General features: G+C 74.0%; 31 protein-coding genes. 20 read left to right on the forward strand and 11 right to left on the reverse strand.

The annotated features are described in order from the left end of the window. Positions 1-7: 7 nt before the first annotated feature. Entirely contained in the window at positions 8-772 is a 765-nt protein-coding gene (locus tag ABDB74_RS05030) for a TrkA C-terminal domain-containing protein (RefSeq protein WP_346622236.1), read from the reverse strand. Between the two features lie 57 nt (positions 773-829). On the opposite strand from ABDB74_RS05030, the gene ABDB74_RS05035 reads away from it, so the two are divergent. From ABDB74_RS05035 to ABDB74_RS05055, 5 genes are all read left to right on the forward strand, one after another. After that, the gene (locus ABDB74_RS05035) at positions 830-1,426 is read left to right on the forward strand and encodes a class I SAM-dependent methyltransferase (RefSeq protein WP_346622238.1); all 597 of its coding nucleotides are present in this window, start codon (positions 830-832) and stop codon (positions 1,424-1,426) included. Between the two features lie 10 nt (positions 1,427-1,436). Then, the gene (locus ABDB74_RS05040; RefSeq protein WP_346622240.1) at positions 1,437-1,562 is read left to right on the forward strand and encodes a hypothetical protein; all 126 of its coding nucleotides are present in this window, start codon (positions 1,437-1,439) and stop codon (positions 1,560-1,562) included. Positions 1,563-1,755: 193 nt separating this feature from the next. Next, complete coding sequence (locus tag ABDB74_RS05045; RefSeq protein WP_346622242.1) at positions 1,756-1,965, forward strand: hypothetical protein; 210 nt, start codon at positions 1,756-1,758, stop codon at positions 1,963-1,965. A gap of 39 nt (positions 1,966-2,004) precedes the next feature. Beyond that, complete coding sequence (locus tag ABDB74_RS05050; protein ID WP_346622243.1) at positions 2,005-3,333, forward strand: ATP-binding cassette domain-containing protein; 1,329 nt, start codon at positions 2,005-2,007, stop codon at positions 3,331-3,333. Continuing rightward, positions 3,306-3,641: an ATP-binding cassette domain-containing protein gene (locus tag ABDB74_RS05055; RefSeq protein ID WP_346622245.1), complete on the forward strand. Its 336-nt coding sequence runs from the start codon at positions 3,306-3,308 to the stop codon at positions 3,639-3,641. Before ABDB74_RS05050 ends, ABDB74_RS05055 begins: the two co-directional genes overlap by 28 nt. 59 nt (positions 3,642-3,700) lie before the next feature. Here ABDB74_RS05055 and ABDB74_RS05060 read toward each other — a convergent pair whose 3' ends face one another. Continuing rightward, positions 3,701-4,534, reverse strand: a complete 834-nt coding sequence (locus ABDB74_RS05060) for a DUF4190 domain-containing protein (protein WP_346622247.1) — start codon at positions 4,532-4,534, stop codon at positions 3,701-3,703. Positions 4,535-4,809: 275 nt separating this feature from the next. On the opposite strand from ABDB74_RS05060, the gene ABDB74_RS05065 reads away from it, so the two are divergent. Beyond that, positions 4,810-5,850 (forward strand): metal ABC transporter solute-binding protein, Zn/Mn family, encoded by a 1,041-nt coding sequence (locus ABDB74_RS05065; RefSeq protein ID WP_346622248.1) that lies wholly within the window; start codon positions 4,810-4,812, stop codon positions 5,848-5,850. A 31-nt stretch (positions 5,851-5,881) separates the two neighbouring features. Here the strand turns inward: ABDB74_RS05065 and ABDB74_RS05070 are convergent, their stop codons facing one another. The 6 genes from ABDB74_RS05070 to ABDB74_RS05095 all read right to left on the reverse strand — a co-directional run bounded on the left by ABDB74_RS05070 (position 5,882) and on the right by ABDB74_RS05095 (position 11,169). Then, the gene (locus tag ABDB74_RS05070) at positions 5,882-6,598 is read right to left on the reverse strand and encodes a TIGR03943 family putative permease subunit (protein ID WP_346622249.1); all 717 of its coding nucleotides are present in this window, start codon (positions 6,596-6,598) and stop codon (positions 5,882-5,884) included. Between the two features lie 16 nt (positions 6,599-6,614). Then, positions 6,615-7,514, reverse strand: a complete 900-nt coding sequence (locus tag ABDB74_RS05075; protein ID WP_346622251.1) for a permease — start codon at positions 7,512-7,514, stop codon at positions 6,615-6,617. 245 nt (positions 7,515-7,759) lie between these two features. Continuing rightward, entirely contained in the window at positions 7,760-8,155 is a 396-nt protein-coding gene (locus tag ABDB74_RS05080) for a transcriptional repressor (RefSeq protein ID WP_346622252.1), read from the reverse strand. 67 nt (positions 8,156-8,222) lie between these two features. Further along, positions 8,223-9,116 carry an oxidoreductase gene (locus tag ABDB74_RS05085; RefSeq protein WP_346622253.1) on the reverse strand — a complete coding sequence of 298 codons (894 nt, stop codon included), beginning with the start codon at positions 9,114-9,116 and terminating at the stop codon, positions 8,223-8,225. A 76-nt stretch (positions 9,117-9,192) separates the two neighbouring features. Continuing rightward, positions 9,193-10,374 (reverse strand): zinc-dependent alcohol dehydrogenase, encoded by a 1,182-nt coding sequence (locus ABDB74_RS05090; protein ID WP_346622255.1) that lies wholly within the window; start codon positions 10,372-10,374, stop codon positions 9,193-9,195. A 189-nt stretch (positions 10,375-10,563) separates the two neighbouring features. Next, a complete protein-coding gene (locus ABDB74_RS05095; RefSeq protein WP_346622257.1) occupies positions 10,564-11,169 on the reverse strand; it encodes a hypothetical protein in 606 nt (201 codons plus the stop codon). A gap of 43 nt (positions 11,170-11,212) precedes the next feature. On the opposite strand from ABDB74_RS05095, the gene ABDB74_RS05100 reads away from it, so the two are divergent. From ABDB74_RS05100 to serB, 7 genes are all read left to right on the forward strand, one after another. Then, the gene (locus ABDB74_RS05100; RefSeq protein ID WP_346622259.1) at positions 11,213-12,205 is read left to right on the forward strand and encodes a M23 family metallopeptidase; all 993 of its coding nucleotides are present in this window, start codon (positions 11,213-11,215) and stop codon (positions 12,203-12,205) included. Positions 12,206-12,259: 54 nt separating this feature from the next. Further along, complete coding sequence (locus tag ABDB74_RS05105; RefSeq protein ID WP_346622260.1) at positions 12,260-13,222, forward strand: cation diffusion facilitator family transporter; 963 nt, start codon at positions 12,260-12,262, stop codon at positions 13,220-13,222. Between the two features lie 58 nt (positions 13,223-13,280). Next, positions 13,281-14,318, forward strand: coding sequence for a cytochrome c oxidase assembly protein (locus tag ABDB74_RS05110; protein ID WP_346622262.1), 1,038 nt, complete (start codon positions 13,281-13,283; stop codon positions 14,316-14,318). Positions 14,319-14,396: 78 nt separating this feature from the next. Then, positions 14,397-14,906, forward strand: coding sequence for a metallophosphoesterase (locus ABDB74_RS05115; protein WP_346622263.1), 510 nt, complete (start codon positions 14,397-14,399; stop codon positions 14,904-14,906). Next, a complete protein-coding gene (locus ABDB74_RS05120) occupies positions 14,903-15,763 on the forward strand; it encodes a putative RNA methyltransferase (RefSeq protein WP_346622264.1) in 861 nt (286 codons plus the stop codon). The genes ABDB74_RS05115 and ABDB74_RS05120 overlap by 4 nt, the downstream gene beginning before the upstream one ends. 63 nt (positions 15,764-15,826) lie before the next feature. Then, a complete protein-coding gene (gene ctaD, locus ABDB74_RS05125) occupies positions 15,827-17,584 on the forward strand; it encodes a cytochrome c oxidase subunit I (protein ID WP_346622266.1) in 1,758 nt (585 codons plus the stop codon). 165 nt (positions 17,585-17,749) lie between these two features. Beyond that, positions 17,750-19,024, forward strand: coding sequence for a phosphoserine phosphatase SerB (gene serB / locus ABDB74_RS05130; RefSeq protein WP_346622267.1), 1,275 nt, complete (start codon positions 17,750-17,752; stop codon positions 19,022-19,024). Positions 19,025-19,157: 133 nt separating this feature from the next. On the opposite strand, the gene ABDB74_RS05135 is transcribed toward serB, so the two are convergent. Continuing rightward, positions 19,158-19,730 (reverse strand): isochorismatase family protein, encoded by a 573-nt coding sequence (locus ABDB74_RS05135; RefSeq protein WP_346622268.1) that lies wholly within the window; start codon positions 19,728-19,730, stop codon positions 19,158-19,160. Positions 19,731-19,745: 15 nt separating this feature from the next. Then, on the reverse strand, positions 19,746-21,029 hold the full coding sequence (locus ABDB74_RS05140) for a nicotinate phosphoribosyltransferase (protein WP_346622270.1): 1,284 nt from the start codon (positions 21,027-21,029) through the stop codon (positions 19,746-19,748). 60 nt (positions 21,030-21,089) lie between these two features. On the opposite strand from ABDB74_RS05140, the gene clpS reads away from it, so the two are divergent. Together clpS and ABDB74_RS05150 are read left to right on the forward strand one after the other, a co-directional pair. Further along, positions 21,090-21,386, forward strand: a complete 297-nt coding sequence (gene clpS, locus ABDB74_RS05145) for an ATP-dependent Clp protease adapter ClpS (RefSeq protein ID WP_346622271.1) — start codon at positions 21,090-21,092, stop codon at positions 21,384-21,386. After that, positions 21,383-21,874, forward strand: coding sequence for a DUF2017 family protein (locus tag ABDB74_RS05150; RefSeq protein WP_346622273.1), 492 nt, complete (start codon positions 21,383-21,385; stop codon positions 21,872-21,874). Before clpS ends, ABDB74_RS05150 begins: the two co-directional genes overlap by 4 nt. Here the strand turns inward: ABDB74_RS05150 and ABDB74_RS05155 are convergent. Continuing rightward, positions 21,813-22,166: a hypothetical protein gene (locus ABDB74_RS05155; RefSeq protein ID WP_346622274.1), complete on the reverse strand. Its 354-nt coding sequence runs from the start codon at positions 22,164-22,166 to the stop codon at positions 21,813-21,815. The two genes, ABDB74_RS05150 and ABDB74_RS05155, sit on opposite strands and share 62 nt — an antisense overlap. Before the next feature lie 94 nt (positions 22,167-22,260). Here ABDB74_RS05155 and ABDB74_RS05160 point away from each other — a divergent pair, with 94 nt between their 5' ends. The 5 genes from ABDB74_RS05160 (at position 22,261) to ABDB74_RS05180 (ending at position 25,856) form a co-directional block, all read left to right on the forward strand. Next, complete coding sequence (locus ABDB74_RS05160; protein ID WP_346622276.1) at positions 22,261-22,746, forward strand: M67 family metallopeptidase; 486 nt, start codon at positions 22,261-22,263, stop codon at positions 22,744-22,746. Between the two features lie 121 nt (positions 22,747-22,867). Next, positions 22,868-23,146, forward strand: a complete 279-nt coding sequence (locus ABDB74_RS05165; RefSeq protein WP_346622277.1) for a MoaD/ThiS family protein — start codon at positions 22,868-22,870, stop codon at positions 23,144-23,146. 47 nt (positions 23,147-23,193) lie between these two features. Next, positions 23,194-24,144, forward strand: a complete 951-nt coding sequence (locus ABDB74_RS05170; protein WP_346622279.1) for a cysteine synthase — start codon at positions 23,194-23,196, stop codon at positions 24,142-24,144. 144 nt (positions 24,145-24,288) lie between these two features. Beyond that, positions 24,289-25,116: a glutamate racemase gene (gene murI, locus ABDB74_RS05175; protein WP_346622281.1), complete on the forward strand. Its 828-nt coding sequence runs from the start codon at positions 24,289-24,291 to the stop codon at positions 25,114-25,116. After that, entirely contained in the window at positions 25,113-25,856 is a 744-nt protein-coding gene (locus ABDB74_RS05180; protein ID WP_346622283.1) for an MBL fold metallo-hydrolase, read from the forward strand. Before murI ends, ABDB74_RS05180 begins: the two co-directional genes overlap by 4 nt. Positions 25,857-25,925 lie beyond the last annotated feature (69 nt).

Below are 25,925 nucleotides of genomic sequence, written 5' to 3' on the forward strand. Positions count from 1 at the left end.
CGCGTGGCTACCGGCGTCGCCGCTGGACGACCTCCACCGGTGGGGTGGCCGCGTGCCAGGCGCGCGACCGCTCGCTGGCCTCCTCGCCCTCGTCGCCGTGCAACCGGTCGGTGATGTCGTCGAGGATCGCCTGCCGGCCGTAGAGGGTCACCACGTCCCCGGCGCGCAGCCGCAGGTCCTCGCTCGGCGCGCCGATCCAGCCGTCGTCCCGCTCCACGCCCAGCACGGCGACGCCCTCCTCGGGCAGGCGCAGCAGGCCGAGCGGCCGCGAGGTGATCCAGTCGTCGTCCTTCACCGGCAGCTGCACCACCCGCCAGCGGCCGCGCAGGTGGAGGAGGGCGGCGTAGTCGCGGACGTCCAGATCGGCGACCCGGCTCAGCACGCGCTCGATGACCCGGCGCAGCAGCCGGTCGACGCGGTCGTTCTTGGCGAGCCAGAGCAGCCCCGCCATGGAGCCGATGATCACGACGGTGCGGCGCAGCCCGCCGCCGGTGGAGTCCACCCCCGCATAGCTCAGGATCAGCGTGCCGAGCACCGACACCGCCCCCGCGCCGCTGACCAGCATCAGCACCATCACGATCCGCCGCCGCACCGGGTGCGAGACCACCGCCTCGGCCTCCGACGTGGTGAACCCGGTGCCCGTGAACGCCGAGCGCGCCTGGAACCGGGCGTGCTCGAGCGACATGCCGGTCATCGTCAGCGCGACGGTCGCGATCCGGGTGACGAGCAGGCCGATCGTGACGATGACGACGAGGGAGACGACGGCGACCACGCACAAGCCTTACCGCGCGCGGCCGCTGCGGGCGACTCCGCCTGGGAGACTGCCGGCATGCGGGCCGAGGACTGGGACCGGCGGTACGCCGAGCGGGCGCAGTGGTCCGACGGGCCCAACGCGCTGGTCGGGGACCTGCTCACGGACGTGGCGGCGGGCTCCGCCGTCGACCTCGCGGCCGGGGAGGGCCGCCATGCGCTCTGGCTGGCCGGCCGGGGGTGGCGGGTGACCGCCGTCGACTTCTCCGGCGTCGGCCTGGACCGGGGCCGGTCCCGTCCGGGGGCGGACCGGGTCGCCTGGGTGACCGCGGACGTGCGTACCTGGGCGGCGGCGCCCGCGTCGCTGGATCTCGTCCTCGTCGCCTACCTGCACCTGCCCGCGGCGGAGACGGCCGGGCTGCTGGCCCGGGCGGTGGACTGGCTGCGCCCGGGCGGCCGGCTGCTGGTCCTCGGCCACGACCTCGCGAACCTGACCGAGGGCGTCGGCGGGCCCCAGGACCCGGACATCCTCCACAGCGTCGGCCGCCTGGCGCCGGTCGCACGGCTGCTCGACGTCGACCGGCTCGAGCAGGTCCGCCGCAGGACGGCCGCCGGCACCGCCGTGGACACCCTTCTCTGGGGGCGGCGACCGGGCCGGGCGGCTCGGACGGCGTAGCGTCGCGGCCGTGATGGGGATGGGTGGGGCCGGCGATCCCGATGCCGCGCGTCGGCGGCGGCTGGTCGCCGCGCTGGTGGTGCTCGCGATGGTCCTGGCGGCCGGCGCGACGGTGCTGTCCATCGCCTTGTCCTGAGGGTCCACGTCGGGTGACCGACGGCCGGCGTGGCGGACGTCGCCACGCCGCCCCTCCCGAGGCGGGGACCTTGGTCCCTGGCCCTCGACGCCCCCGGGGTGCCACCGTTGGTTCCGCGCCGGTCCGGTTCCCGGTGGGCCGAGCAGGGGGAATGTCCACGCCGCCCAGGCGGCACGCGCCCGGAGGACCGTCCGTGACGCCGACAGCCGCGCCCACCGTCCACGATCCGGCAGTCCGTTCCGCGATCGTCCGGCTCAGGCAGGAGTTCCCCGAGCTCGGCGCCGCTCCGATCGTGCACGTCGTGCGTACGTGCCGGGAGGAGCTGCGCGGATCGCCCGACGGCGCGCTGCCGGAACTCGTCGAGCGCCTGGCGCGTCACCGGCTGGACCGGAACGTCGCCTGAGGGAGCCGGGCCGGTTGCCGGGCCCGGCAGGATGGGTGCATGGGCTACGTCGACGTGACCGGGGTGCGGCACACCCTTCCCGACGGTCGCGTGCTGCTCGGCGACGTGTCCTTCCGGGTGGGCGAGGGAGCCCGCGCCGCCCTGGTCGGCGAGAACGGCGCCGGGAAGACGACGCTGCTGCGGATCGTCTCCGGCGACCTGGTCCCCGAGGCGGGGTCGGTGGCGCGTACCGGCGGCCTGGGCGTCATGCGGCAGTTCATCGGCCCGGTCCGCGACGACACGACGGTGCAGCGGCTGCTGGTCGACCTGTCGCCACCGGCGGTCAGGACGGCGTGGGAGGCGGTGGAGGCCGCCGAGCTGGCGCTCATGGAGACCGACGACGAGCGCAGGCAGATGCCCTACGCCGATGCGCTGGCGCAGTGGGGCGACGCCGGCGGCTACGACGCCGAGGTCACCTGGGACACGGTGACGGTGGCGGCGCTCGGGGTGCCCTACGACCGCTGCAAGTACCGCGAGCTGTCCACCCTCTCCGGCGGTGAGCAGAAGCGACTGGCCCTCGAGGCGCTGCTGCGGGGGCCCGACCAGGTCCTGCTGCTCGACGAGCCGGACAACTACCTGGACGTCCCAGGGAAGCGCTGGTTGGAGGAGCGGCTGCTGCAGACCCGCAAGACCGTCCTGTTCGTCAGCCACGACCGGGAGCTGCTCGCCCGGGTCGCCGACCGGGTGATCACCGTGGAGGGCGGGACGGCGTGGGTGCACGGCGGCGGGTTCGCGAGCTACCCCGAGGCACGCACGGCCCGCCACGAGCGGCTGGCCGAGCTGCGCCGGCGCTGGGACGAGGAGCACCAGCGCCTGGTCGACCTGGTCCGCACCCTGCAGCAGCAGGCGGCCAACTCGCCCGACATGGCCAACCGCTACCACGCGATGCAGACCCGGCTGGCGAAGTTCGAGGCCGCCGGACCGCCCCCGGAGCGACCACCCGAGCAGAAGGTCTCGATGCGGCTCCGTGGCGGGCGCACCGGCGTGCGGGCGGTCATGGCCGAGCAGCTGGAGCTGACCGGGCTGATGCGGCCGTTCGACCTGGAGGTCTGGTACAGCGACCGGGTCGGCGTCCTGGGCGCCAACGGGGCGGGCAGTCGCACTTCCTCCGTCTGCTGGCCGGCCAGGACGTCGCGCACACCGGGAGGTGGCGGCTCGGTGCGCGCGTCGTCCCCGGCTTCTTCGCCCAGACCCATGCGCATCCGGAGTGGCAGGACCGGACGCCGGTCGACCTGCTCTGGCACGGTGAGCCGGGCGGGGCCGGGCGTGGCGGACGGCAGGGCGTCGACCGCGGCCGGGCCATGGCGGCGCTGCGGCGCTACGGGCTGACCGACTCCGCCGACCAGCTGTTCCGGACCCTGTCGGGCGGTCAGCAGGCGCGGTTCCAGATCCTGCTGCTGGAGCTGTCGGGCGCCACCCTGCTGCTCCTCGACGAGCCGACGGACAACCTCGACGTCCTCTCCGCCGAGGCGCTGGAGGAGGCGCTGGCCGCCTTCGAGGGCACCGTGCTGGCCGTCACCCACGACCGCTGGTTCGCGCGCTCCTTCGACCGCTTCGTCGTGTTCGGGGCGGACGGCCGGGTGTACGAGTCGGCCGATCCGGTGTTCGACGAGGCGCGGGTGGCCCGCGCCCGCTGACGCGACCGGCCGGCCACCATCGGGGGTGGCCGGCCGGCCGCGCTGTCGGGTCGGGCGCCTTACTGGATCGCGTAGAACACCCGGTCGTCGGAGTCGAAGCTCATCGTCGGCTCGACCGAGAGCCGGCCACCGGCGAGGGCGGCCGGGGGCACGTCCATGCAGAACTGGAAGGTGTCGGTGCCGCCGGGGTTGAGGGTCGGCGCCTCCATGGCGTCGTCCGGCAGGACGGCCGAGCAGTCGCTGTCGCTGTACTGCCGGTTGTCCGTGCCGTGGAACACGGCGCTCAGGTCCCACCCCGGCGTGCCCTCGGCGTCGCCGGTGTAGGTCACCGTGAGCTGGGTGAGGACGTACTGGCCGGTCGGCGGCTCGTTGAACTGGTTCGCGCCGGCCACCACGGCGTCGGCGTCCAGGGTGACCGCGTCCACCGTGACCTGGTAGTCGCCGACCTGCGCCGGCACGCCCCAGGCGACGGGTGCCGTGGCCGGCGCCCCCGGCGCCGGGTCGGCGGGTGCCCCGGAGCCGGGGGAGGAGGTCGCCTGGTCCATGCCCTCGTCGATGCTGCGCTCGACCTCCTCGATGACCTCCGAGTAGAAGGCCGCCGTGGCGATCACCACCAGGATGGCGATCGTGGACGTGCCCAGGCCGCTGATCGCCATGCCCATGCCGCCGTGGGTCCCGCGACGGGCGCGGAGCAGGGCCGGGATGCCCAGGCCGAGGCCGATCACTGCGAGGACGGCGGCGGCGATGTTGATGAACGGCAGCCAGCTCAGCAGCAGCGCGATGATGCCCAGGACCATCGACGCGATGGCGAGGCCGGCGCCCTTCCTGGGCGGCGGGAAGTAGGGGGGTGGCGGGCCGTACGGCTGGTGCGGCGCCTGGGCGGGGTGGGACACGTACGGCTCCTCGGGAGGGCGGTCGGATACGGATCGGGACCGTATGTGGCGCGCCGCCCGGCAGCCCGGACCTCGCCGCCGACATGATCATCGGCTCACCACGCGCCCCACCCACCTCGCCGGCCGACGACGGGGTGCCCGCGGGTGTCGTCGGCGCCGGTCGGCGGAGCTGCTCAGCAGGCCTCCCCGGCGGGCGCGGGGTCGGTGTCGGCGCGCGACCGGCGGTGAGGCATCATGCAACTGGGAATCATTACCAATACCGCCTGGAGACCCCGATGCGCCGCCGCCCCCGTTCCGCCGCCCTGGCCCTCGCCGGGGCCGTCACCCTCGTCCTCGCCGCCTGCGGAGGCGGCGACGCGGGCGGTCCGACGACCAGTGCGGGCGACGCCGACGCCTGCCCGGGCGAGGTCGTCGACGTGGTGGTCTCGGTGGGGCAGTGGGGCGACGTGGTGGAGACCCTCGGCGGTGACTGCGCCTCGGTGACCACCGTGATCAGCTCGACCGCCGTCGACCCGCACGACTTCGAGCCGACCACCGGCGACATCGCGGCCTTCCAGGAGGCCGAGCTGGTCGTCCTCAACGGCGCCGACTACGACCACTGGGCCGAGGACGCCGCGACGGGCGTGGATGCTGCGCCGGTGGTGCTCGACCTCGCGGAGGTCGTGGGCCTCGGGGAGGCCGAGCACGCCGGGGAGGCCGAGCACGCCGAGGAGGCCGAGCACGCGGAGGAGGAAGCCGAGCACGCCGGGGAGGGCGAGCACGCGGAGGAGGAGGGGCACGGCCACGGCGGGGTCAACCCGCACATCTGGTATTCGCCGGAGTACGTGCAGCAGGCCGCCGAGGCGGTCACCGCCGAGCTGAGCGAGCTCTCGCCGGATGCGGCGGACTACTTCGCTGAGCGGGCCGCCGCCTGGGAGGAGGAGCTCGCTCCCTACCTCGCCGAGATCGAGTCGCTCCGGACCACCGCCGAGGGGCGTACGTACGCGGCGACCGAGTCGGTGTTCGAGTACATGGCCGAGGCGATCGGGCTGACCGATGTCACCCCGGAGGGATACCGGGAGTCCGCCAGCAACGAGGGGGAGCCGGCTCCCGGTGATCTGGCCGCGTTCGAGGCCGCGCTGTCGGCCGGCGAGGTCGACGTGCTGATCTACAACACGCAGACCGAGGGCGGGGTGCCCGAGCAGTTGCGTGCCGCCGCCGAGGACGGTGGAATTCCGGTCGTCGAGGTCACCGAGTCGGCGCCCGACGGCGCGTCCTCGTTCATCGACTGGCAGTTGAGCCAGCTGCGCGCGCTGTCCGACGCCCTGCGGGCCTGATCGCCCGTCACCCCGACGACCGGGGCCTCGATCAGTCCTCGTAGGTGTCCGCGGGCGGCTCGATCGGCCGGACCGACACCGGGTCGATGACCGCCTCGGGGTAGTCGCCGGCGGGATGCCGCACGGGCGGGGCCCAGGTGCCGATCACCTCGACCCACTGGTCGGCGGCGAGGCCGCCCCGCTCGCCGTCGACCACGACGGTGATGCCGACGGCGTCGGCGGCGCAGCAGGCGATGGCGATCCGGCTGACGTACCAGCCGCCGCCCTCCCGCGGGGTGACGAAGCCGGTCAGCCGGATCCGCCGGCCCTCGAGCGTCGAGGCGTCCGGGGCCAGCGCGGCCAGGCGGTACGTCATGACGGGGACGGTCCGGTGGTCCCGGCCCGGGTCGTCCGGGCCCAGGGCCGGTGCGGCGAGGGTGTCGGCGGTGAGCTGCGCGGGCTGGGTCTGCCGGGCGACGGTGAACGAGCCCAGCGCCGGTGGGGCCACGAGGGCGAGCACCACGGCCGGCAGGACCAGGAGCCAGGAGACGCGGGGTGCCCCGTGCTCGTGCGCGGGAACGCCGTCGCCGTCCCGCTGCCGGGCGCGCCAGGCGCGGAGCAGGCCGAGGAGCGCGACGCCCAGCAGGACGACGGCGGCGATCAGCAGGAACGGGCGGAAGCCGGCCTGGACGTAGGCGAGGTGGGCGTCGGTGAGCGCCACCTGCAGGACGTAGGCGCCGAGCAGCAGCAGGACGCCGTGCTGGGTCATCCGGTCCACGGGAGCCTCACAGCAGGACGGCGCCGACGCCGACCGCGGCGAGCACGGCGACGACGAGGGTCACGGGAGCGAAGCGGGCGGCGAACCGCGGGCCGAAGGTGCCGGCCTGCAGGGCGATCAGCTTGACGTCGACCGCCGGACCGACGACCAGGAAGACCAGCCGCGCGGTGGGGGAGAACCCGACGAGGCTCGCCGCGACGAACGCGTCGGCCTCCGAGCAGACCGCCAGGACGACGGCGAGGGCGGCCAGCACGAGCACCGCCAGCACGGGGGAGCCGGCCACCGCGTCCAGCCACGCCCGCGGGACGACGGTGCTGAGCGTCGCCGCGGTCAGCCCGCCGACCACCAGGAACCCGCCCGCGTGCAGCAGGTCGTGCTGCACGGCGGCCCGGAACGACTCGCCCCGGCTCTCGCCCGGCGCGGCGACGTGGCCCGCGCGGACCCGGAGCCAGGCTGCCCGGCCGAAGGACGCCCACAGCCAGCCCATCACCAGCGCCACCAGCACCGAGGCCAGGAAACGGGCCAGGACCATCTCCGGCTGGCCGGGGAACGCGACGGCGGTGGCCACCAGCACGACCGGGTTGATGGCCGGCGCGGAGAGCAGGAACGCGAGCGCGGCGGCCGGTGCGACGCCGCGCCGGATCAGGCTCCCGGCCACGGGCACCGACGCGCACTCGCAGCCGGGGAGGACCGCGCCCGCCAGCCCGGCCACCGGCACGGCCGCCGCCGGGCGGCCCGGCAGGGCGCGGGCGAAGAAGGACGCCGGCACGAACGTGCTGATCGCGGCAGACAGCAGCACGCCCAGTACCAGGAACGGCAGGGCCTGCAGGCAGACCGCCACGAACACCGTGGACCACGCCTGGACGACCGGCTCCTCGAAGACGGCGGGCCGCAGGACGTAGAGCACGGCGATGGCCGCCAGGACGGCGAGCAGCGCGTCCCCGGAGCGGGGCCCCCGGCGCCGCGGCTCGTCCCGGCGGTCTGGCTGACGGGGATGCAGGGGGCCGAACGAGCCGCGCAGCTGCGCCGGTGGCTCGCCCGAGGAGGTCCGGCGGACGATCCGCGGCGCGACGTGCCGGCCGAGCTGCGCGACGCCGTCGCCGGGTTCGGGCCACCCCGGAGGTGCGCCCGGCCGCCCGGCGGGTCTGACGGTCAGCCCGCCGGGCGGCAGGTGGCGCAGGTACCGAAGATCTCGAGGGCGTGGCTGACGTCGGCGAAGCCGTGCTCGCCGGCCACCTCGTCGGCCCAGCGCTCGACGGCCGGGCCGGCGACCTCGACCGTGCGGCCGCAGGACCGGCACACGAGGTGGTGGTGGTGCTGGCTGCTGCAGCGCCGGTACAGGGCCTCGCCGGTGTCGGTCCGGATGGAGTCGAGCTCGCCGTCGTCGGCCAGTGACTGCACCGCGCGGTAGACGGTGGACAGACCCACCCGGCCGCCGGCGGCGCGGAGCCGGGCGTACACGTCCTGGGCGCTGTGGAAACCCTCCAGGTCGGTGAAGAGCGTCCGGATCGCGTCGCGCTGCGGGGTGGGGCGGGTCACGCGCCCCATCGTGGCACGGCGGTCGCCGGCCGCGGTGTCAGCCCGGGGAGCTGCCCGGGCTGACACCGGCGGGTGGTCACAGGTCCACCACGGGCTCCCCGGTACCGCCGATGCGGTCGAGCTCCTCCAGCTCCAGGGGCCCGAGCACACGCGCGGCGGCCTGCAGGTTCTCCTCCAGGTGGGCCACCGACGACGTGCCGGGGATGAGCAGCACGTTGGGGGACCGGGCGAGCAGCCAGGTCAGCGCCACCTGCATGGGCGTGGTCTCCAGCCGTCGCGCCACGGTCTCCAGTGCCGCGGACTGCAGCGGGGTGAACCCGCCCAGGGGGAAGAACGGGGTGTAGGCCACACCCTCCCGCGCGAGGGCGTCGATCAGCGGATCGTCCTGCCGGTGCACGAGGTTGTAGTGGTTCTGCACGCAGACCACCGGGGCGATGGCCTGCGCCTCGGCGAACATCTGCGGGGTCGCGTTGCTGACGCCCAGGTGCCGGACGAGGCCCTCCTGCTGCATGGCTGCGAGCGCCTCGAACGGCTCGGCCAGTGAGCGCTGCACCGGCTCGGCGAACCCGGGCATCCGCAGGTTCACCACCTCGAGGGCGTCCACGCCCAGGTGGTCGATGTTCTCCTGCACGGCGCGGCGCAGGTCCGCGGGATCGAGCGCCTCCGGCCAGCCGCCGTCCGCGTCCCGCCGGGCCCCGACCTTGGTCACGATGACGAGGTCGTCGGGGTAGGGATGCAGCGCCTCCCGGATCAGCTCGTTGACGACGAACGGTCCGTAGTAGTCGCTGGTGTCGATGTGGTTGACCCCCAGCTCGACCGCCCGCCGGAGGACGGCGAGGGCGGCGTCCCGGTCGGCCGGCGGGCCCATGACATGAGGGCCGGTGAGCTGCATGGCCCCGTAGCCCAGGCGGAAGACCTCACGGTCGCCGAGGCGGTAGGTGCCGGACTTCTCCGCGGTGGTGATCGTCATGGGTGCTGGCGTACCCGTCCACGGCGGGACATGCGCGGCCGGCCGGCGGGCGGTCGCACACCGGCCGGCCGCGGGCTCACGGCTGGAGCAGCACCTTGACGGCGCCGTCCTTCTTCTCCCGGAAGTTGGCGTAGGCCTGGGGGGCCTGCTCGAGCGGCACCCGGTGCGTGGCGAACTCGTCCACGCCCAGCGGATCGCCGTCGATCAGCAGCGGCAGGATGTCGGGGACCCACCGCCAGACGTTCGCCTGTCCCATCCGCAGCTGGACCTGCTTGTCGAACATGCGCATCAGCGGCAGCGGATCGGTCGCCCCGCCGTAGACGCCGGACAGCGAGATGGTGCCGCCGCGGCGGACCGCCTCGATCGCGGTGTTCAGCGCGGCCAGCCGGTCGATCCCGGCCACCGTCATGACCCGTTCCATGATCGCGTCGGGCACCACGGCGCTGGCCTTCTGGGCGATGGTCGCCAGAGGGGACCCGTGTGCCTCCATGCCGACGGCGTCGATGACCGCGTCGGGCCCGCGCCCGTCGGTGAGGTCGCGAACCTGGGCGACGACGTCGGCCTGGTTCGTCGAGTCGATGACGGTGATGCCGTTGCGCCGGGCCCGGGCCAGCCGCTCGGGCACCACGTCGGAGGCGATGACCTGGCCGGCACCCAGGTGCTTGGCGATGCGGGTGGCCATGTCGCCGATCGGGCCGAGCCCCAGGACCAGGACGCTGCCCCCCTGCGGGATGCCGGCGTACTGGACGGCCTGCCAGGCGGTGGGCAGCACGTCGGAGAGGTAGACGTAGCGGTCGTCGAGCGGGGCGTCGGGCACCTTGATCGGCAGGGTGTTGCCGAACGGCACCCGCAGGTACTCGGCCTGGCCGCCCGGCACCTGGCCGTAGAGCTTCGTGTAGCCGAACAGCGAGGCGCCCATGCCCTGCTCGCGGTTCTGCGTCGTCTCGCACTGCGACTGCAGCCCCTGCGCGCACATCCAGCAGGTGTTGCAGGAGATGTTGAAGGGGACGACGACGCGGTCGCCGGGCTTGACGGCGGTGACGTCGGCACCGACCTCGCGGACGATGCCCATCGGCTCGTGACCCATGACGTCGCCGGTGGTCATGAAGGGCGCCATCACCTCGATGAGGTGGAGGTCGGAGCCGCAGATGCCGCTCGACGTGATCTCGACGACGACGTCCGTCGGATCCTGGATCGTCGGGTCCGGGACGGTCTCCACCCGGACGTCTCCCCGTCCGTGCCAGGTCACTGCGCGCATGCGGAATCTCCTCGATCGGGCCGTTGGGAAAGGGCTGAACCCTCTTCGTGAGCCGGATCGCGTGACTCTCAACCAAACGCCGCGTGTTCGTGACTATGCGTCAAGCAATCCTAACGCTGCGCTGAAGTGAGTGTGCGCATTGTGGTGATCCGGTTCACAGAACTGCTGCTCATTACCCCGTTACCTAGATCACGAACCCATCACGGCGTGTTTACATGGGCCCCGCTCCTCTCCCCGGGGGCACCGGAAATGTCGGCCGACGGAAGTCAGGTGCATGAGCTCGCTCCACCAGGACCGCCTCCTCGACGAGGGCGCGGCATCGGCCGGGACAGTCGTCCCGGCAGCTGCCGCCGACCCCGCTCCGGCCGCCGTGTCGGCCGGGATCGCCGAGGACACGTCCACGTCCACCGCTCCCTCGCGGCGTCCGGGGAAGACGCCCTCGACGAGGGCTCGCGCGACCGTCGACCCGGCCACCCGGGCGACCGCCAGGAACTCCGCGCGCGGCACCGCGGCCACGGGGTCGCGCGCCGCCCGGGCCACGGCTGCCCGCACGGCCAAGGCGGCCGGCGCCACGGCCACCCCGGCGACCGCCGAGGCGGCGAGGACCGCGGCCGTGAGCGCCACGGCCGCGACCCGGAAGGCCACCGCCGCAACCCGGAAGGTGGCCACCGCCGCGACCCGGAAGGCGGCCGTCGCCGCCGCGGCGAAGCCGGCGGCCACGCGTCGTCGGCAGGCCGCCCCGGCGCCCGCCGCCGCGACGGTCCGCGCCGCGCGCGCCGCCGTCGTCCGGGCCATCGCAGCCAAGGTCGCGGCCGACGCAGCCGCCGAGCGTTCCCGGATGGCCCGGCCGACGCCCCACCGGCGCTCCCGCGTGGACCTGGCCGCCCTGGAGCCGGTCACGGATGTCACCGCGCTGGTCCAGCGCCCGACGCACGCCCCTGGGGCGGTCGTCGTCGTCAAGGACGTCCCCGCATCGGCGGCCCCGGCCACCGTCGTCGTCGCGCCCGTGGTGGTCGCCTCCGGCCGGCCCGCCGGCGCGGAGGACGAGTCGGCCCGCGCGGCCGGTGTCGTCGCGGCCCTGGCCCGCGGGCTCCGCCCCTCGCGCCTCCCGCGTCCTCCGTCGGCGCGGCGCCGGTCGGCCTTCTGCCTCGCCGCCGCCCTGGTGGGGGCCCTGAGCATCGGCGGCGCCGCCGCGGAACCGGCGGCCGTCGAGACCCGGACGGTCAGCCACTCGGTCAGCGTGGCCGAGCAGCTGGGGATCGAGGGGTCGGCCCCGGCCGATGTCGTCGACGACGAGGACACCTCGCGGCTGCAGGAGCTCGTGGCCAGCCGCAGCGCCCGGGACGCCGAGCGGACCGCTGCCGCGGACGCGCAGGCCGAGGCCGACCGCCTCGCCGTCGAGGCGGCCGACCGCGCCGCCGCCGAGGCCGCCCGGCCGAAGGCCGTGCTCCCGGTCGAGGGCGGCCGGCTCACCAGCGGCTTCGGCGCGCGCTGGGGCACGCTGCACGCCGGCATCGACCTGGCCGCGCCCATGCGCACCCCGGAGTACGCGGCGATGGACGGCGTCGTGCTCGAGGCCGGTCCGGCCAGCGGCTTCGGCCTCGTGGTCTACATCCAGCACGACAACGGCGACGTCACGGTCTACGGGCACATGGACGAGATCCTGGTCGAGCCGGGCCAGATCGTCCGCGCCGGGGACACCATCGCCCTGCTGGGCAACCGGGGGCAGTCGACCGGCCCGCACCTGCACTTCGAGGTGCACGTCGGCGGCATCGACGGGGAGCGCGTCGACCCGCTGCCCTGGCTCCGGGAGCGCGGCGTCCAGATCTGAGCGCCGCCGTCCACGACGCCCCCTGCCGGACCTTTGCGGCCGGGGGCGTCGGGCATGGGGGAGACTCGCGGCGTCGTGGGAGAGGGGCGGGAGAAGGTCATGGGGCACGGTCACGCGCACGGACCGGCGACCGCAGCCGGCCCGCAGCGCCGCCGGCTCGCCGTCGTCCTCGGCCTGACGGTCGCTGTCCTCGTCGCCGAGGTCGTCGGTGCGGTCCTGTCCGGCTCCCTGGCCCTGCTGGCCGACGCCGGGCACATGGCCACCGACGCCGCCGGCATCGCGCTGGCGCTCGGCGCCGTGACTCTCGCGCAGCGGCCGGCGGCCGGACGGCGGACGTTCGGCTGGGCGCGGGCGGAGATCCTGGCCGCCGTCGCCAACGGCCTGCTGCTGCTGGCGGTGGCCGGATACGTGCTCGTCGAGGCGGTGCGCCGGATCGGGAGCCCGACCGAGGTCGGATCCGGGCTCATGCTGGTGGTCGCCTCCGCCGGCCTGGCGGTCAACCTGGTCGGCCTCGCGGTGCTGCACCGCGGGCGGACCGAGTCGCTCAACGTGCGCGGGGCCTACCTCGAGGTGCTGGCCGACGCGCTGGGCTCGGTCGCGGTCATCGTCGCCGCCGTCGTCATCGCCACCACCGGCTGGACCCCCGCCGACACCCTCGCCTCGGTGCTCATCGGCTTCCTCGTCGTGCCGCGGGCCTGGCACCTGCTCCGGGAGGCGCTCGACGTCCTCCTGGAGGCGGCTCCGCGCGGGGTCGACCTCGACGAGGTGCGCGCGCACATCCTGCGCGTCGACGGCGTCCGCGGCGTGCACGACCTGCACGCCTGGACGATCACCTCCGGGCTGCCGGTGCTCTCGGCCCACGTCGTCGTCTCCGACGACGCCCTGGCGGCCGGGCACGGTGGACGCGTGCTGGACGCGCTCTGCTCCTGCCTCGGTGACCACTTCGACGTGGAGCACTGCACGTTCCAGCTGGAGGGCGAGGCGCACGCCGCCCACGAGGCCCCGGTCCACGACTGATGCCGGACCCCTCCTGCCGGGAGCGGGGCCACCGGCGGCACCGCGCCGAGTGGGACAGTTGAGCGGCACGACCGGCCGGCAGGAGGAGATCGCGGTGGAGCACGGGCACCACTCGGGCATGTGGGTCCCGGACGAGCCGCCGACCTGGGGGCGGCTGTTCCTGCCGCACCTGGACGGCTGGTCGGTCCTCGCCGTCCTCAGCATCGTGGGCCTGGTCGTCTACCTCGCCGCCGTCGTGCGGCTGCACAGCTCGGGGGTGGCGTGGCCGTGGTGGCGCACGGCGGCCTGGGTCGGCGGCACCGTGTCGCTGTTCGCGGTCACCGGCACCTGGTTCAACGGCTACAGCATGGTGATCTTCAGCGTCCACATGACGCAGCACATGGTGCTGTCGCTCATCACGCCGCTGCTCCTGCTGCTCGCGGCCCCGGTGACCCTCGCTCTGCGCACGCTGCCGCGGGGCCGGGGCCTCGCCGGTACGCCCCGGGCGCTGCTGCTCGATGCCCTGCACAGCCGGTTCGCCCGGTTCGTCGCGTCCCCGCTGTTCACCGTGCCGCTGTTCATCGCCAGCCTCTACGGCATCTACTTCACGCCGCTGTTCGACGCGCTGATGTCCGACCCGGCGGGGCACCAGTTCATGCTGGCCCACTTCGTGGTCACGGGCCTGCTCTTCTTCGGCCCGATCGTCGACCAGGACCCGTGGCCCCGGTCGGTGGGCCACCTCGGCCGGATGCTGGAGCTGTTCCTGCCGGTGCCGTTCCACGCGTTCTTCGGTGTCGCGGTGATGATGGCCGGAGGCCTGGTGGTCGACACCTTCGCCTCCCCGCCCGAAGGCTGGGGCATCGATCCGATGGTCGACCAGGGCGTCGCCGGCGGCATCGTGTGGGCCTTCGGGGAGCTCCCCACCGTGCTGGTGCTGGCCGTCGTCTTCTTCTCCTGGGCCCGCTCGGACGACCGGCGCGCGCGCACCCTCGACCGGGCCGCCGACCGCACCGGCGATGCGGAGCTCGCGGCCTACAACGCGCGGTTGCGCGCGATGGCGACGGCACCGCCGTCCGCCGGCCGGCAGCCGTCCCCCAGCGGCGCGGAGCCGGTCTGACCCGCCCGGTCCGGCGCCAGCAGCGCGGCCGCCCACGTGGACGCCGTGGTGCAGCCCCAGCAGGGGCACCATGTCGTCGTGCCTGTCTCGCTGGTGTTCACGTCCGACACGCACGTGCCGAAGCGTGCGCGTGACCTACCTGATCGCCTGTGGACGGCGATCTCCGAGGCCGACGTCGTCGTCCACGCCGGCGACTGGGTCGACGCCGCCCTGCTCGACCGGTTCGAGACCCGCTCCCGGCGGCTCGTCGCCGTGTACGGCAACAACGACCACGGAGCGCTCCGCGAGCGGCTGCCCGAGATCGCCCGCGCCGAGATCGAGGGTCTGCGCTTCGCGGTCGTGCACGAGACGGGTGACGCCAAGGGGCGGGAGGAGCGCTGCGCGGCCCGCTTCCCGGATGCCGACGTCCTGGTGTTCGGGCACAGCCACATCCCGTGGGACACCACCGCGTCCACCGGGCTGCGGCTGCTCAACCCGGGGTCGCCCACCGATCGGCGGCGGCAGCCGCACGGCACCTACGTCACCGCCGTCGCCGACGACGGACGGCTGCACGACGTGACCTTCCACGCCGTGCCGCCCCGCCGGTGAGCGGAGCTCCGCCGCTCGATCCGCGTGCCGTCGCGCTGCTGGCCTGCCCGGTCTGCCACCGGCCAGTGGCTGCCGACCCCGACGGCGCCGGTCTGTCGTGCGCTGCCGGTCACCGGGTGGACCGTGCCCGGCAGGGTCACCTCACGCTGCTGCCCCCGGGACGGCGCCCGGCGACCGGTGACTCCGCCGAGATGGTCGCCGACCGGGTCGCCTTCCTCTCCGCCGGCCACTACGACCCCGTCACGGCGGCGCTGCGCGCGGCCGCGTGCGCGCCGGGGGAGCCGGCGGCACTGCTCGACCTCGGCGGTGGCACCGGCCACCACCTGGCCCGCCTGCTCGATGGCCTGCCGGACGCGGTCGGCGTGGTGCTGGACGCCTCCCGCTACGCCGCGCGGCGTGCCGCCCGGGCGCACCCGCGCGCCGTAGCGGTGGTCGCCGACACCTGGGCGAGGCTCCCGGTGCTCGACGCGGCCGTCGACCGGGTGCTCGTCGTCTTCGCGCCGCGCAACGGGCCCGAGATCGCGCGGGTGCTGCGCCCCGACGGGCAGCTCGTCGTCGTCACCCCCGGTCCCGAGCACCTCGCGGAGATCGTCGGCCCGCTGGGGCTGCTGCGGGTCGACCCCGGCAAGGCCGAGCGGCTGAGCGCCACGCTGGAGCCGCACCTGGAGCCCGTGTGCGCCAGCACGCACCGGCAGACCCTCGTCCTGGACCACGCCGCCGTCGCCACGCTGGTCGGGATGGGGCCGCACGCACGGCACCTCAGCGCCTCCGGTCTCGCCGCGTCGCTGCACCGCCTGCCGGCGTCCGTGCAGGTGACCATGGCGGTCGACGTGGCCGTCTACCGCCGGTCCCGGTGACCGTCCGGCGCGCCCGTACCGCCCGCCCTGAGCCGCGGGTTGGCACGGTCTAAGCTGCGACCCGTGACGATTGCACCGGCGCCCATCGTGAGCCGGCCGAGCCCGGCTCACGTGGTGGAGAAGGGTTCGCGGCTCTCCAACCTGCTGCGGACCACGGACCACAAGACCATCGGCCTGATGTACATGGCCACCTCGTTCGCCTACTTCGTTCTGGGCGGACTGATGGCCATGCTGATGCGTGGTGAGCTGGGTCGGCCGGAGCTGCAGTTCCTCTCCCCGGAGCAGTACAACCAGCTGGTCACCATGCACGGCACGGTCATGCTGCTGATGTTCGCGACGCCGCTGTTCTTCGCGTTCTCCAACCTGATCATGCCGCTGCAGATCGGTTCGCCCGACGTGGCGTTCCCCCGGCTGAACGCGCTCTCCTTCTGGCTGTTCTTCTTCGGCAGCCTGATCGCGGTCGGCGGCTTCCTGACCCCGGGCGGCGCGGCGGACTTCGGCTGGTACGCCTACGTGCCGCTGTCCGACGCCGTCCACTCCCCGGGTGCCGGGGCCAACATGTGGTTCGCCGGCCTCGCGGTCAGCGGCCTCGGGACGATCCTCGGCGCGGTCAACTTCATCACCACGATCGCCTGCCTCCGGGCGCCGGGCATGACGCTGTTCCGGATGCCGATCTTCACCTGGAACACCCTGATCACCAGCCTGCTGGTGCTCTTCGCCTTCCCGATCCTGACCGCGGCGATCGCGGCGATGATCGCCGACCGCAACCTCGGCTCGCTCATCTACTCGGAGGAGAACGGGGGGCCGATGTTGTGGCAGCACCTGTTCTGGTTCTTCGGGCACCCCGAGGTCTACATCATCGCGCTGCCGTTCTTCGGCATCATCACCGAGGTCATCCCGGTGTTCGCCCGCAAGCCGCTGTTCGGCTACAAGGGCATGGTGTTCGCGACGATGTCCATCGCCGCGCTCTCCGTGGCCGTGTGGGCGCACCACATGTACGCCACCGGTGCGGTGCTGCTGCCGTTCTTCGCCTTCCTGACGTACCTGATCGCCGTGCCCACCGGCATCAAGTTCTTCAACTGGATCGGCACCATGTGGCGCGGCCAGATGACCTTCGAGACGCCGATGCTGTTCGCCATCGGCTTCATGATCACCTTCCTCCTCGGTGGCCTGACCGGCGTGCTGCTCGCCAGCCCGCCCCTGGACTGGCACGTCAACGACAGCTACTTCGTCGTCGCCCACTTCCACTACGTGGTCTTCGGCACCGTGGTGTTCGCCGCCTACGCCGGCATCTACTTCTGGTTCCCCAAGATGTGCGGCCGGATGCTGGACGAGCGGCTGGGCAAGCTGCAGTTCTGGATGACGTTCATCGGCTTCCACGGCACGTTCCTCATCCAGCACTGGCTGGGGAACACCGGCATGCCGCGCCGCTACGTGGACTACCTCGAGACCGACGCGTTCACGACCATGCACGCGATCTCGACGATCTTCTCGTTCGTCCTCGGGGCCGCCACCATCCCGTTCATCTACAACGTGGTGCGGTCGTGGAAGTACGGGCAGCTCGCGCTGCGCGACGACCCGTGGGGCCACGGGAACTCGCTGGAGTGGGCCACCAGCTCGCCCCCGCCGCGGCACAACTTCGTCGAGATCCCGCGGATCCGCTCGGAGCGACCGGCGTTCGAGGCGCACTACCCGCACCTGCTGGACCGGCTCGAGGCCGAGGCGCACGCGGGCAAGCGGCACGAGCCCTACGCCGGCGTCAGCGAGCTGGTCGAGGACAGCGGTCCCCGCCAGGGGTCGAAGGACCCCGACCCGACCTGAGCGACGCCCCTCCTCCCGGTCCGGACACGTCCGGGCAGGGAGAGGGGAGAACCTCCACGACGCCTCGTCGGCCTCCGGGCCGGCGGGGCGTCGGTCGTTCCCGGGCCGTCTCTCCGCGGAGGGGGACCGGCCGGGGCCTCGGACGCCGTGCGGCACGATGGCGCCGTGCCGCTCCAGCCCATGCCCCGCCAGCTCCCGGAGTCCACGCCGTCCGCCGTGCGTGCGCTGCTGACCGTCACCGGCGCCGACCGGCCCGGGGTGACGGCGGAGCTGTTCGGCGCGCTCGTCGCCGCCGCGCCCGGCAGCCCGGCGGTGGAGGTGCTCGACGTCGAGCAGGTGGTCGTCCACGGTCACCTGGTGCTCGGCGTCGTCGTCGGGGCCCTGGACGGCGACGGCGGAAGGACCGGCGAGGCTGAGCTGCTGAGCCATCTCGAGCGGGTCGCCGAGGAGGTCGGATCGGCCGTGGGGGTGCGGGTGCGGGTGGAGTCGGCGACCGAGCCCGGGGCGGCCCCCGTGCCGGCCCCGGTCGCGGCCGGTCGCCCGCACCACGTGATCGTGCTCGGCCGGCCGATCCCGCCCGAGGCGGTGGCCGGGGCCGCCCGCGCCGTCGCGGGCATCGGCGGCAACATCGACGCCATCCGCCGGCTGTCGGACTACCCGGTGACCAGCTTCGAGCTCACCGTCTCCGGTGCGGAGGCGACGGCCCTGCGCACCGCGCTCGCGTCGGTGGCCGCGACGACCGGCGCCGACATCGCCGTCGAGCAGGTCGGGCTGGCCCGCCGCAGCAAGCGGCTGATCGTGCTCGACGTCGACTCGACCCTCGTCCGCGGCGAGGTCATCGACGAGCTGGCCGCTCGGGCCGGCCGGGCGGCCGAGGTCGCCCGGATCACCGCCGCCGCCATGAACGGGGAGCTGGACTTCGCCGAGTCGCTGCGGGCCCGGGTCGCCGTCCTGGAAGGGCTGCCGGCGGAGGTGCTGGACGAGGTCCGGGAACACCTCGTGCTCACCCCGGGCGCCCGGACGCTGATTCACACGCTCAAGCGGCTCGGTTTCCGGTGCGGCATCGTCAGCGGTGGCTTCACCCAGATCACCGACCCCCTCGCCGAGAGCCTCGGGCTCGACTTCGCCGCGGCCAACACCCTCGAGATCGTGGACGGCCGCCTCACCGGTGGTCTCGTCGGCGAGATCGTCGACCGGCCCGGCAAGGCCCGCGCCCTGGCCCGGTTCGCCGCGCAGTACGGCATCCCGCTGGAGCAGACCGTGGCCGTCGGCGACGGCGCCAACGACCTGGACATGCTCAACACCGCGGGTCTCGGGATCGCCTTCAACGCCAAGCCGTTCGTGCGCGAGCAGGCGCACACCGCCCTGAACCAGCCGTACCTCGACGCGGTGCTCCACGTGCTCGGCTTCACCCGGGACGAGGTGCTCGACGCGGTGTAGCCGGCCCCCAGCCCCGGCCCACCCCGCGGCTCCCGCGCGATGATCAGGGGACCTGATCATCGCGTGTCCACCCTCATCGTGGGCGCTGAGGGAGGACGCCGCGGGGTGAGGGTGGACGTCGTGGCGGCGCCGTTCAGGCCGTGCGGGGCGACCCCTCCAGCGCGACGCCGGCGGTGCGCAGCTGATCCAGCGCCGCGTCCGTGGTGGCCTCGGAGACGCCGGCGGTGAGGGGGAGCAGCACGCGGGTGCCGAACCCGGCGGCGACGGCGTCCAGGGCCGTGGCCCGCACGCAGTGGTCGGTGGCGATGCCGACGACGTCGACGGCCTCCACCCCGCGCTCGCGCAGCCAGTCGGCCAGCTCGACGCCGTCGGCGGCGCCCTCGAAGCCGGAGTAGGCGGCGGCGTACTCGCCCTTGTCGAACACGGCCTCGATCGGCTCCCGGTCCAGCGCCGGGTGGAGCTCCACGCCGCCGGTGCCGACGACGCAGTGCGCGGGCCACGTCTCGACGAAGTCCGGCGAGGCGGAGAAGTGGGAGCCGGGGTCGATGTGGTGGTCCCGGGTGGCGACGACGTGGTCGTACCCGCCCGCCGCCGTCCGCACGTGGTCGGTGATGGCCGCCGCGACCGCGGCCCCGCCGGCGACGGCGAGGCTGCCGCCTTCGCAGAAGTCGTTCTGCACGTCGACGACGATCAGTGCGCGGGTCATGGGGGCTCCTCCCGGTCAGGCGGTCACGGTCTCCAGCACCGGTTCCCCGCGGGACAGCGCCCACGCCTCGGCGGGCAGGGCTTCCCGCACCTTTGCGTGGTGCTCGCGGGCCAGCCGCAGCGCCTCGGCAGGGGAGAGCTGCGCGCAGAGCTCGCCGGCGCGAACCAGCGGCAGCACCAGGTCGCGGTCGCCGGCGCCGGGCTCGATCGGCTCGCTGCTCACGACCTCCGCGGTGGCCGTGCCGTCGGGACCGTGCCGGCGGACGGCGAACTTGCGGCCCCCCACGGAGTTCTTGCCCTCCGACCGCTTCGCCACCTGGACGCCGTCCCGCTCCACCAGCTTGTAGACCATCCCGGCCGTGGGCGCCCCCGAGCCGGTGACCAGCGAGGTGCCGACGCCGTAGCCGTCGACCGGCGCGGCCATGAGACCGGCGATGGCGTACTCGTCGAGGTCGCTGGTCACGATGACCCGGGTGCCGGTGGCGCCCAGCTCGTCGAGGAGCTCCCGGGCGCGGGTGGCGAGAGTGGGCAGGTCGCCGGAGTCCAGCCGGATCGCGCCGAGTTCCGGCCCGGCCACCTCGATGGCCGTCCGGATGCCCTGCTCGACGTCGTAGGTGTCCACGAGCAGCGTCGTCCCGACGCCGAGGGTGTCGACCTGGGCGCGGAAGGCGGCCCGCTCGTCGTCGTGCAGCAGGGTGAAGGCGTGCGCGCTGGTGCCGGTGGTCGGGACGCCGTAGCGCCGCCCGGCCTCCAGGTTGGAGCTCGCCGCGAAGCCCACGAGGTGAGCGGCCCGGGCGGCCGCCACCGCCGCCTGCTCGTGGGTGCGCCGCGAACCCATCTCGATGCACGGCCGCTCGCAGGCGGCGGCCACCATGCGCGCCCCCGCCGAGGCGATCGCGGAGTCGTGGTTGAGGATCGACAGGGCCAGGGTCTCCAGCAGCACCCCCTCGCCGAACGGTGCCCGGACCGTGAGCACCGGCGAGCCGGGGAAGAACAGCTCGCCCTCGGTGTAGCCGTCGATGTCACCGCTGAAGCGGAAGTCGGCCAGCCAGTCGAGCAGCCGCTGGTCGGTCAGCCCCTGCTCCCGCAGGGCGGCGAGCTCGACGTCGCCGAACCGGAAGCCCGGGAGCTCCTCCAGCAACCGCCCCGTGCCGGCCAGGACCCCGTACCGGCGGCCGTGGGGGAGCCGGCGGGCGAAGACCTCGAAGACGCAGTCCCGCGCCGCCGTGCCGTCGGCCAGCGCCGCGGCCAGCATCGTCAGCTCGTAGCGGTCGGTGAGCAGCGCGGGAGCCGTCGGCATGGCACGGGAGCGTATGCGCCGGCCGGATCGACGGGCGGCGCGACGTCCTAGAGTGGAGCCGTGGCCGGACCGCTCGCTCCCACTCGGGCACCCGAGACGACGGAAGAGGTCCTCGGCGACCTCGACCGCCCGTGGGTGACCATCGTCTGGAACGACCCGGTGAACCTGATGAACTACGTGACCTTCGTGTTCCAGGAGCTGTTCGGCTACGACGAGCCGACGGCGACCACGCTGATGCTGCAGGTGCACCACGAGGGCAGGGCGGTCGTCAGTTCGGGGCCCAAGGAGCGCATGGAGCACGACACCAGCCGCCTGCACGCCTACGGCCTCTGGGCCACGTACCAGCGCGACTCATGAAGCCCTTCCGCGCCAAGGGCGGCCGGTACGTCGCCCGCTTCATCGCCGCCGAGGCCGGGGTCACGGGGCTGCTCCTGGACCAGCTCGAGCAGTTGCTGCAGGACGACAGCTCCGGTGGCGATCCGGTGGTCGCCCGGCTGTTCCCGGACGGCCACCGGAGCGATCCGGAACTGGCGGACGACTACCGGGGCATGACCGAGTCCTCCCTGCGCAGCGGCAAGGCCGACGACCTGGCGGTCGTGCGGGCGACGCTGCCGGCCGACGGCGGTGAGGTGCGGCTCGACGAGGACGAGGCCGGCGCCTGGCTGCGGACGCTCAACGACCTCCGCCTGGCCCTGGGCACCCGGCTGGACATCGGCGAGGACAGCGAGTTCCCGGAGGACGCCGACGGCGAGGAGGGCCACCAGATGGCCGTCTACTACTGGCTCACCGCCGTGCAGGGGTCGCTCGTCGACGCGCTGGCCGCCGCTCGCGCCGGCCGAAGGTGACCAGGACCAGCGCCGCGAGCAGCAGGTCGAGGGCGAACAGCACGTAGACCATGCCGTGCAGCTCCACGTCGACGACCAGCGCGCCGACGGTGGAGAGCAGCACCACGGCCGAGACCGTCACGAGCAGGAGGATCAGGAGCAGCCGCAGGGCCACGATGACCGCCACCGACCCGCGGTCGCCCGGCTCGGCGGCGCTGTACCCGCGGTGCCGGAACAGCCCCCGGCAGCCGAGCACCACGGCGGGCAGGGCCAGCAGCACGACGCCGGCGATCAGCAGTGACGGGACCCACACGGAGCCGACCGTATCGGTCCTCGGTCGTCTCCCGACGGGGGGCCGACCGGGGGCGACGCCGGGACGCCCGCACGGGGCGGCCTAGACTGGCCCCGTGCTGCGCATCGACCGCGCGACCTACGACGCCATCGTGGCCCACGCCCGGAAGGACCATCCGGACGAGGCCTGTGGCGTCGTCGCCGGCCCGGAGGGGACCGAGCGCCCCGAGCGCTTCGTCCCGATGCTGAACGCCGCGCGGTCCCCGACGTTCTACGAGTTCGACAGCGCCGACCTGCTGGCCCTGTACCGCGACCTCGACGACCGGGACGAGTGGCCCGTCGTCGTCTACCACTCGCACACCGCCACCGAGGCCTACCCGTCGCGCACCGACATCGGGTACGCCTCGGGACCTGCCGCGGACCCGCGCACCCACTACGTGCTGGTGTCCACCCGCCACCACGGGCCGGAGACCGGCCTGGCCGGTGACGAGGTCGAGTTCCGCAGCTACCGCATCGTCGACGGGGAGGTGTCCGAGGAGGAGGTCGAGATCATCGAGTCCCACCTGTTCGGTCACTCGCCGACGACAGTCGTCTACGACTGACGGGTGAGTCGCGCCGCCGTCCGGAATCGACGGCGGCCACCGGGCGTTGCCCGACTCAGACGCACGACCGCTGCCCCGCGCAGCGCCCCCACGCATCGACGTTCCCGAGGAGAAGCACGCCATGGCCATCGAGGTCCGGATCCCGACCATCCTGCGCACCCACACCGGCGGCAACAAGACCGTCGAGGGCAGCGGGGACACCCTCGGCGCACTGATCGACGACCTCGACAGCCAGCACTCGGGTCTGAAGAACCGCCTCGTCACCGAGGAGGGCAAGCTGCACCGCTTCGTCAACGTCTACGTCAACGACGAGGACGTGCGCTTCACCGGTGCGCTCGACACGCAGGTCAAGGACGGCGACTCGGTGACGATCCTCCCGGCGGTCGCGGGCGGCTGCTGAGCGGTCCGCCGCTCCGTCCCCCCGACACCTCTCCCGGAAGAGTTCTCATGGCCCGCTTCGCCTCCCTCGTCGACTCGCTCGGCAACACCCCGCTCGTGGGGCTGCCGAACCTCTCGCCGACCCCTGACGTGCGCTTGTGGGCCAAGCTCGAGGACCACAACCCCACCGGCTCCATCAAGGACCGCGCGGCGATCAAGATGATCGAGGCGGCCGAGAAGGAGGGGCTGCTGCAGCCCGGGTCGACCATCCTCGAGCCGACGAGCGGCAACACCGGGATCTCGCTGGCCATGGTGGCCCGCCAGCGCGGCTACACGCTGATCTGCGTGATGCCGGAGAACACCTCGGTGGAGCGCCGCCAGCTGCTCGAGATGTACGGCGCGCAGATCATCTCCTCGCCCGCGGCCGGCGGCTCGAACCAGGCCGTCGCCGTCGCCAAGGAGCTGGCCGCCCAGCACGACGACTGGGTGATGCTCTACCAGTACGGCAACCCCGCGAACGCGCTCGCGCACTACGAGGGCACCGGCCCGGAGATCCTCGCCGACCTGCCGTCGATCACCCACTTCGTCGCCGGCCTCGGCACCACCGGCACGCTGATGGGTGTCTCGCGGTACCTGCGCGAGCACAAGCCGGGCGTCCAGGTGATCGCCGCCGAGCCGCGCTACGGCGAGCTCGTCTACGGGCTGCGCAACATCGACGAGGGGTTCATCCCCGAGCTCTACGACCCGGAGCTGCTGGACTCGCGCTTCTCCGTGGGGCCCGAGGACGCCATCCACCGCACCCGCCAGCTGGTGGAGCGCGAGGGCATCTTCGCCGGCATCTCGACCGGTGCCATCCTGCACGCCGCGCTCGGCATCGCCGACAAGGAGGTGGCGGCGGGGCGGGACGCCGACATCGTCTTCATCGTCTGCGACGGCGGCTGGAAGTACCTCTCGACCGGGGCCTACGCCGGCACCCTGGAGGAGGCCACCTCCGCGCTGGAGGGTCAGCTCTGGGCCTGAGCGGCTCCGTCGCCCGATGCCTGCGTGCCGAGCGCCCCCTCCTGTCCCCGGGAGGGGGCGCTCGGCGCATCGGGCCCGGCGGACGCGCCCGTCCGTGGGTGTGGTGCACGCCCGTCGGTGGCGCCGTCTAGCCTGGCCCGCGACATGGGGACGACGCGGCGGGGTGCGGATGCACCCATCGGCATCTTCGACTCGGGCGTCGGTGGGCTCACCGTCGCCCGCGCGGTGCTGGACCAGTTGCCGCACGAGGCGGTCCGCTACATCGGGGACACGGCGAACGGGCCCTATGGCCCGCTGCCGATCGCCGAGGTGCGCCGGCACTCGCTCGCGGTGATGGACGAGCTCGTCGACAGCGGCGTGAAGCTGCTCGTGGTCGCCTGCAACTCGGCCAGCGCCGCCTCGCTGCGCGATGCCCGCGAGCGCTACGACGTACCGGTGGTGGAGGTCGTGCTGCCCGCCGCCCGCCGGGCGATCGCCGCCACCCGCAACGGCCGGATCGGCGTGATCGGCACCCAGGCCACGGTCACCAGCGGCGCTTACGACGACGCGTTCGCCGCCGCCGCGCACGTGACCGTCACCTCGGCGGCGTGCCCGAGCTTCGTCGACTTCGTCGAGCGCGGGGTGACCAGCGGCCGGCAGCTGCTGGGCCTGGCCCAGTCCTACCTCGACCCGCTCCTGGTGGCCGGGGTGGACACCGTCGTGCTCGGCTGCACCCACTACCCCCTGCTCACCGGCGTGCTGTCGGTGGTGCTCGGCGACGAGGTCACGCTCGTCTCCAGCGCGGAGGAGACCGCCAAGGACGTGTACCGGGTGCTCACCCGTACCGACCTGCTGCGCGACCCCGGCGCGGCACCCCCGGAGCACGTCTTCCTGGCCACCGGCGACCCGGAGCCGTTCGCCCGGCTGGGCCGGCGGTTCCTCGGCCCCGAGGTCGGCGCGGTGCTCAGCGCCGGACGGGTGGGGGCCGCGTGAAGCTCACGGTCGTCGGGTGCTGCGGCAGCGGCCCCGGTCCCGACTCGCCCGCGTCCTGCTACCTGGTCGAGCACGACGGCTTCCGGTTGGTGCTCGACCTGGGCAACGGCTCCTTCGGTGCCCTGCAGGGCCTGGTCGACCCGGGGAGCATCGACGCGGTCTTCCTCTCGCACCTGCACGCCGACCACTGCCTCGACGTGGCGCCGTTCGTGGTGTGGCACCGCTACTCGGGCCGGTCGCGCGGTTCGGTCGTGCCGCTGTACGCGCCGGTGGGTGCCGAGCGCCGGCTGGCGCTGGCCTACGACCTGGACGGCGACGGGCTCACCGACGTCTTCGACTTCGTGCCCGTGGGTCCGGGGGCGCTGACCATCGGGCCGTTCGAGGTGGCGCTCGCGCGCACGGCCCATCCGGTCGAGACCTACGCCATCCGGCTCACGGCCGGAGGCCGGTCCCTGGTCTACACCGGCGACACGGGGCCGTGCGACCGCGTCGTCGAGCTGGCCCGGGGCGCCGACGTGCTGCTGGCCGAGGCCGCGCATCCCGACAACGTCCCCGAGCAGCCGCCGGGGCTGCACCTGACCGGCCGGCAGGCCGCCCAGCACGCGGCGGCGGCCGGGGTGGGCCGGCTGCTGCTCACGCACATCCCCGCCTGGGTCGACCACATCGGGCAGCTGTTCGCCGCGAGCTCGGTGTTCCCGGAGACCGAGCTGGTGCAGCCGAAGGCTGTGTACGAGCTCTAGGCGACCCGTCACCGGTGACGCGGCCGCGGCCTGTCGGCCGTCGGGCCGCGAGCGGTTGCCGCGGCCCCG

It is taken from the genome of Blastococcus sp. HT6-4 (assembly GCF_039679125.1).
GTDB lineage: Bacteria > Actinomycetota > Actinomycetes > Mycobacteriales > Geodermatophilaceae > Blastococcus > Blastococcus montanus.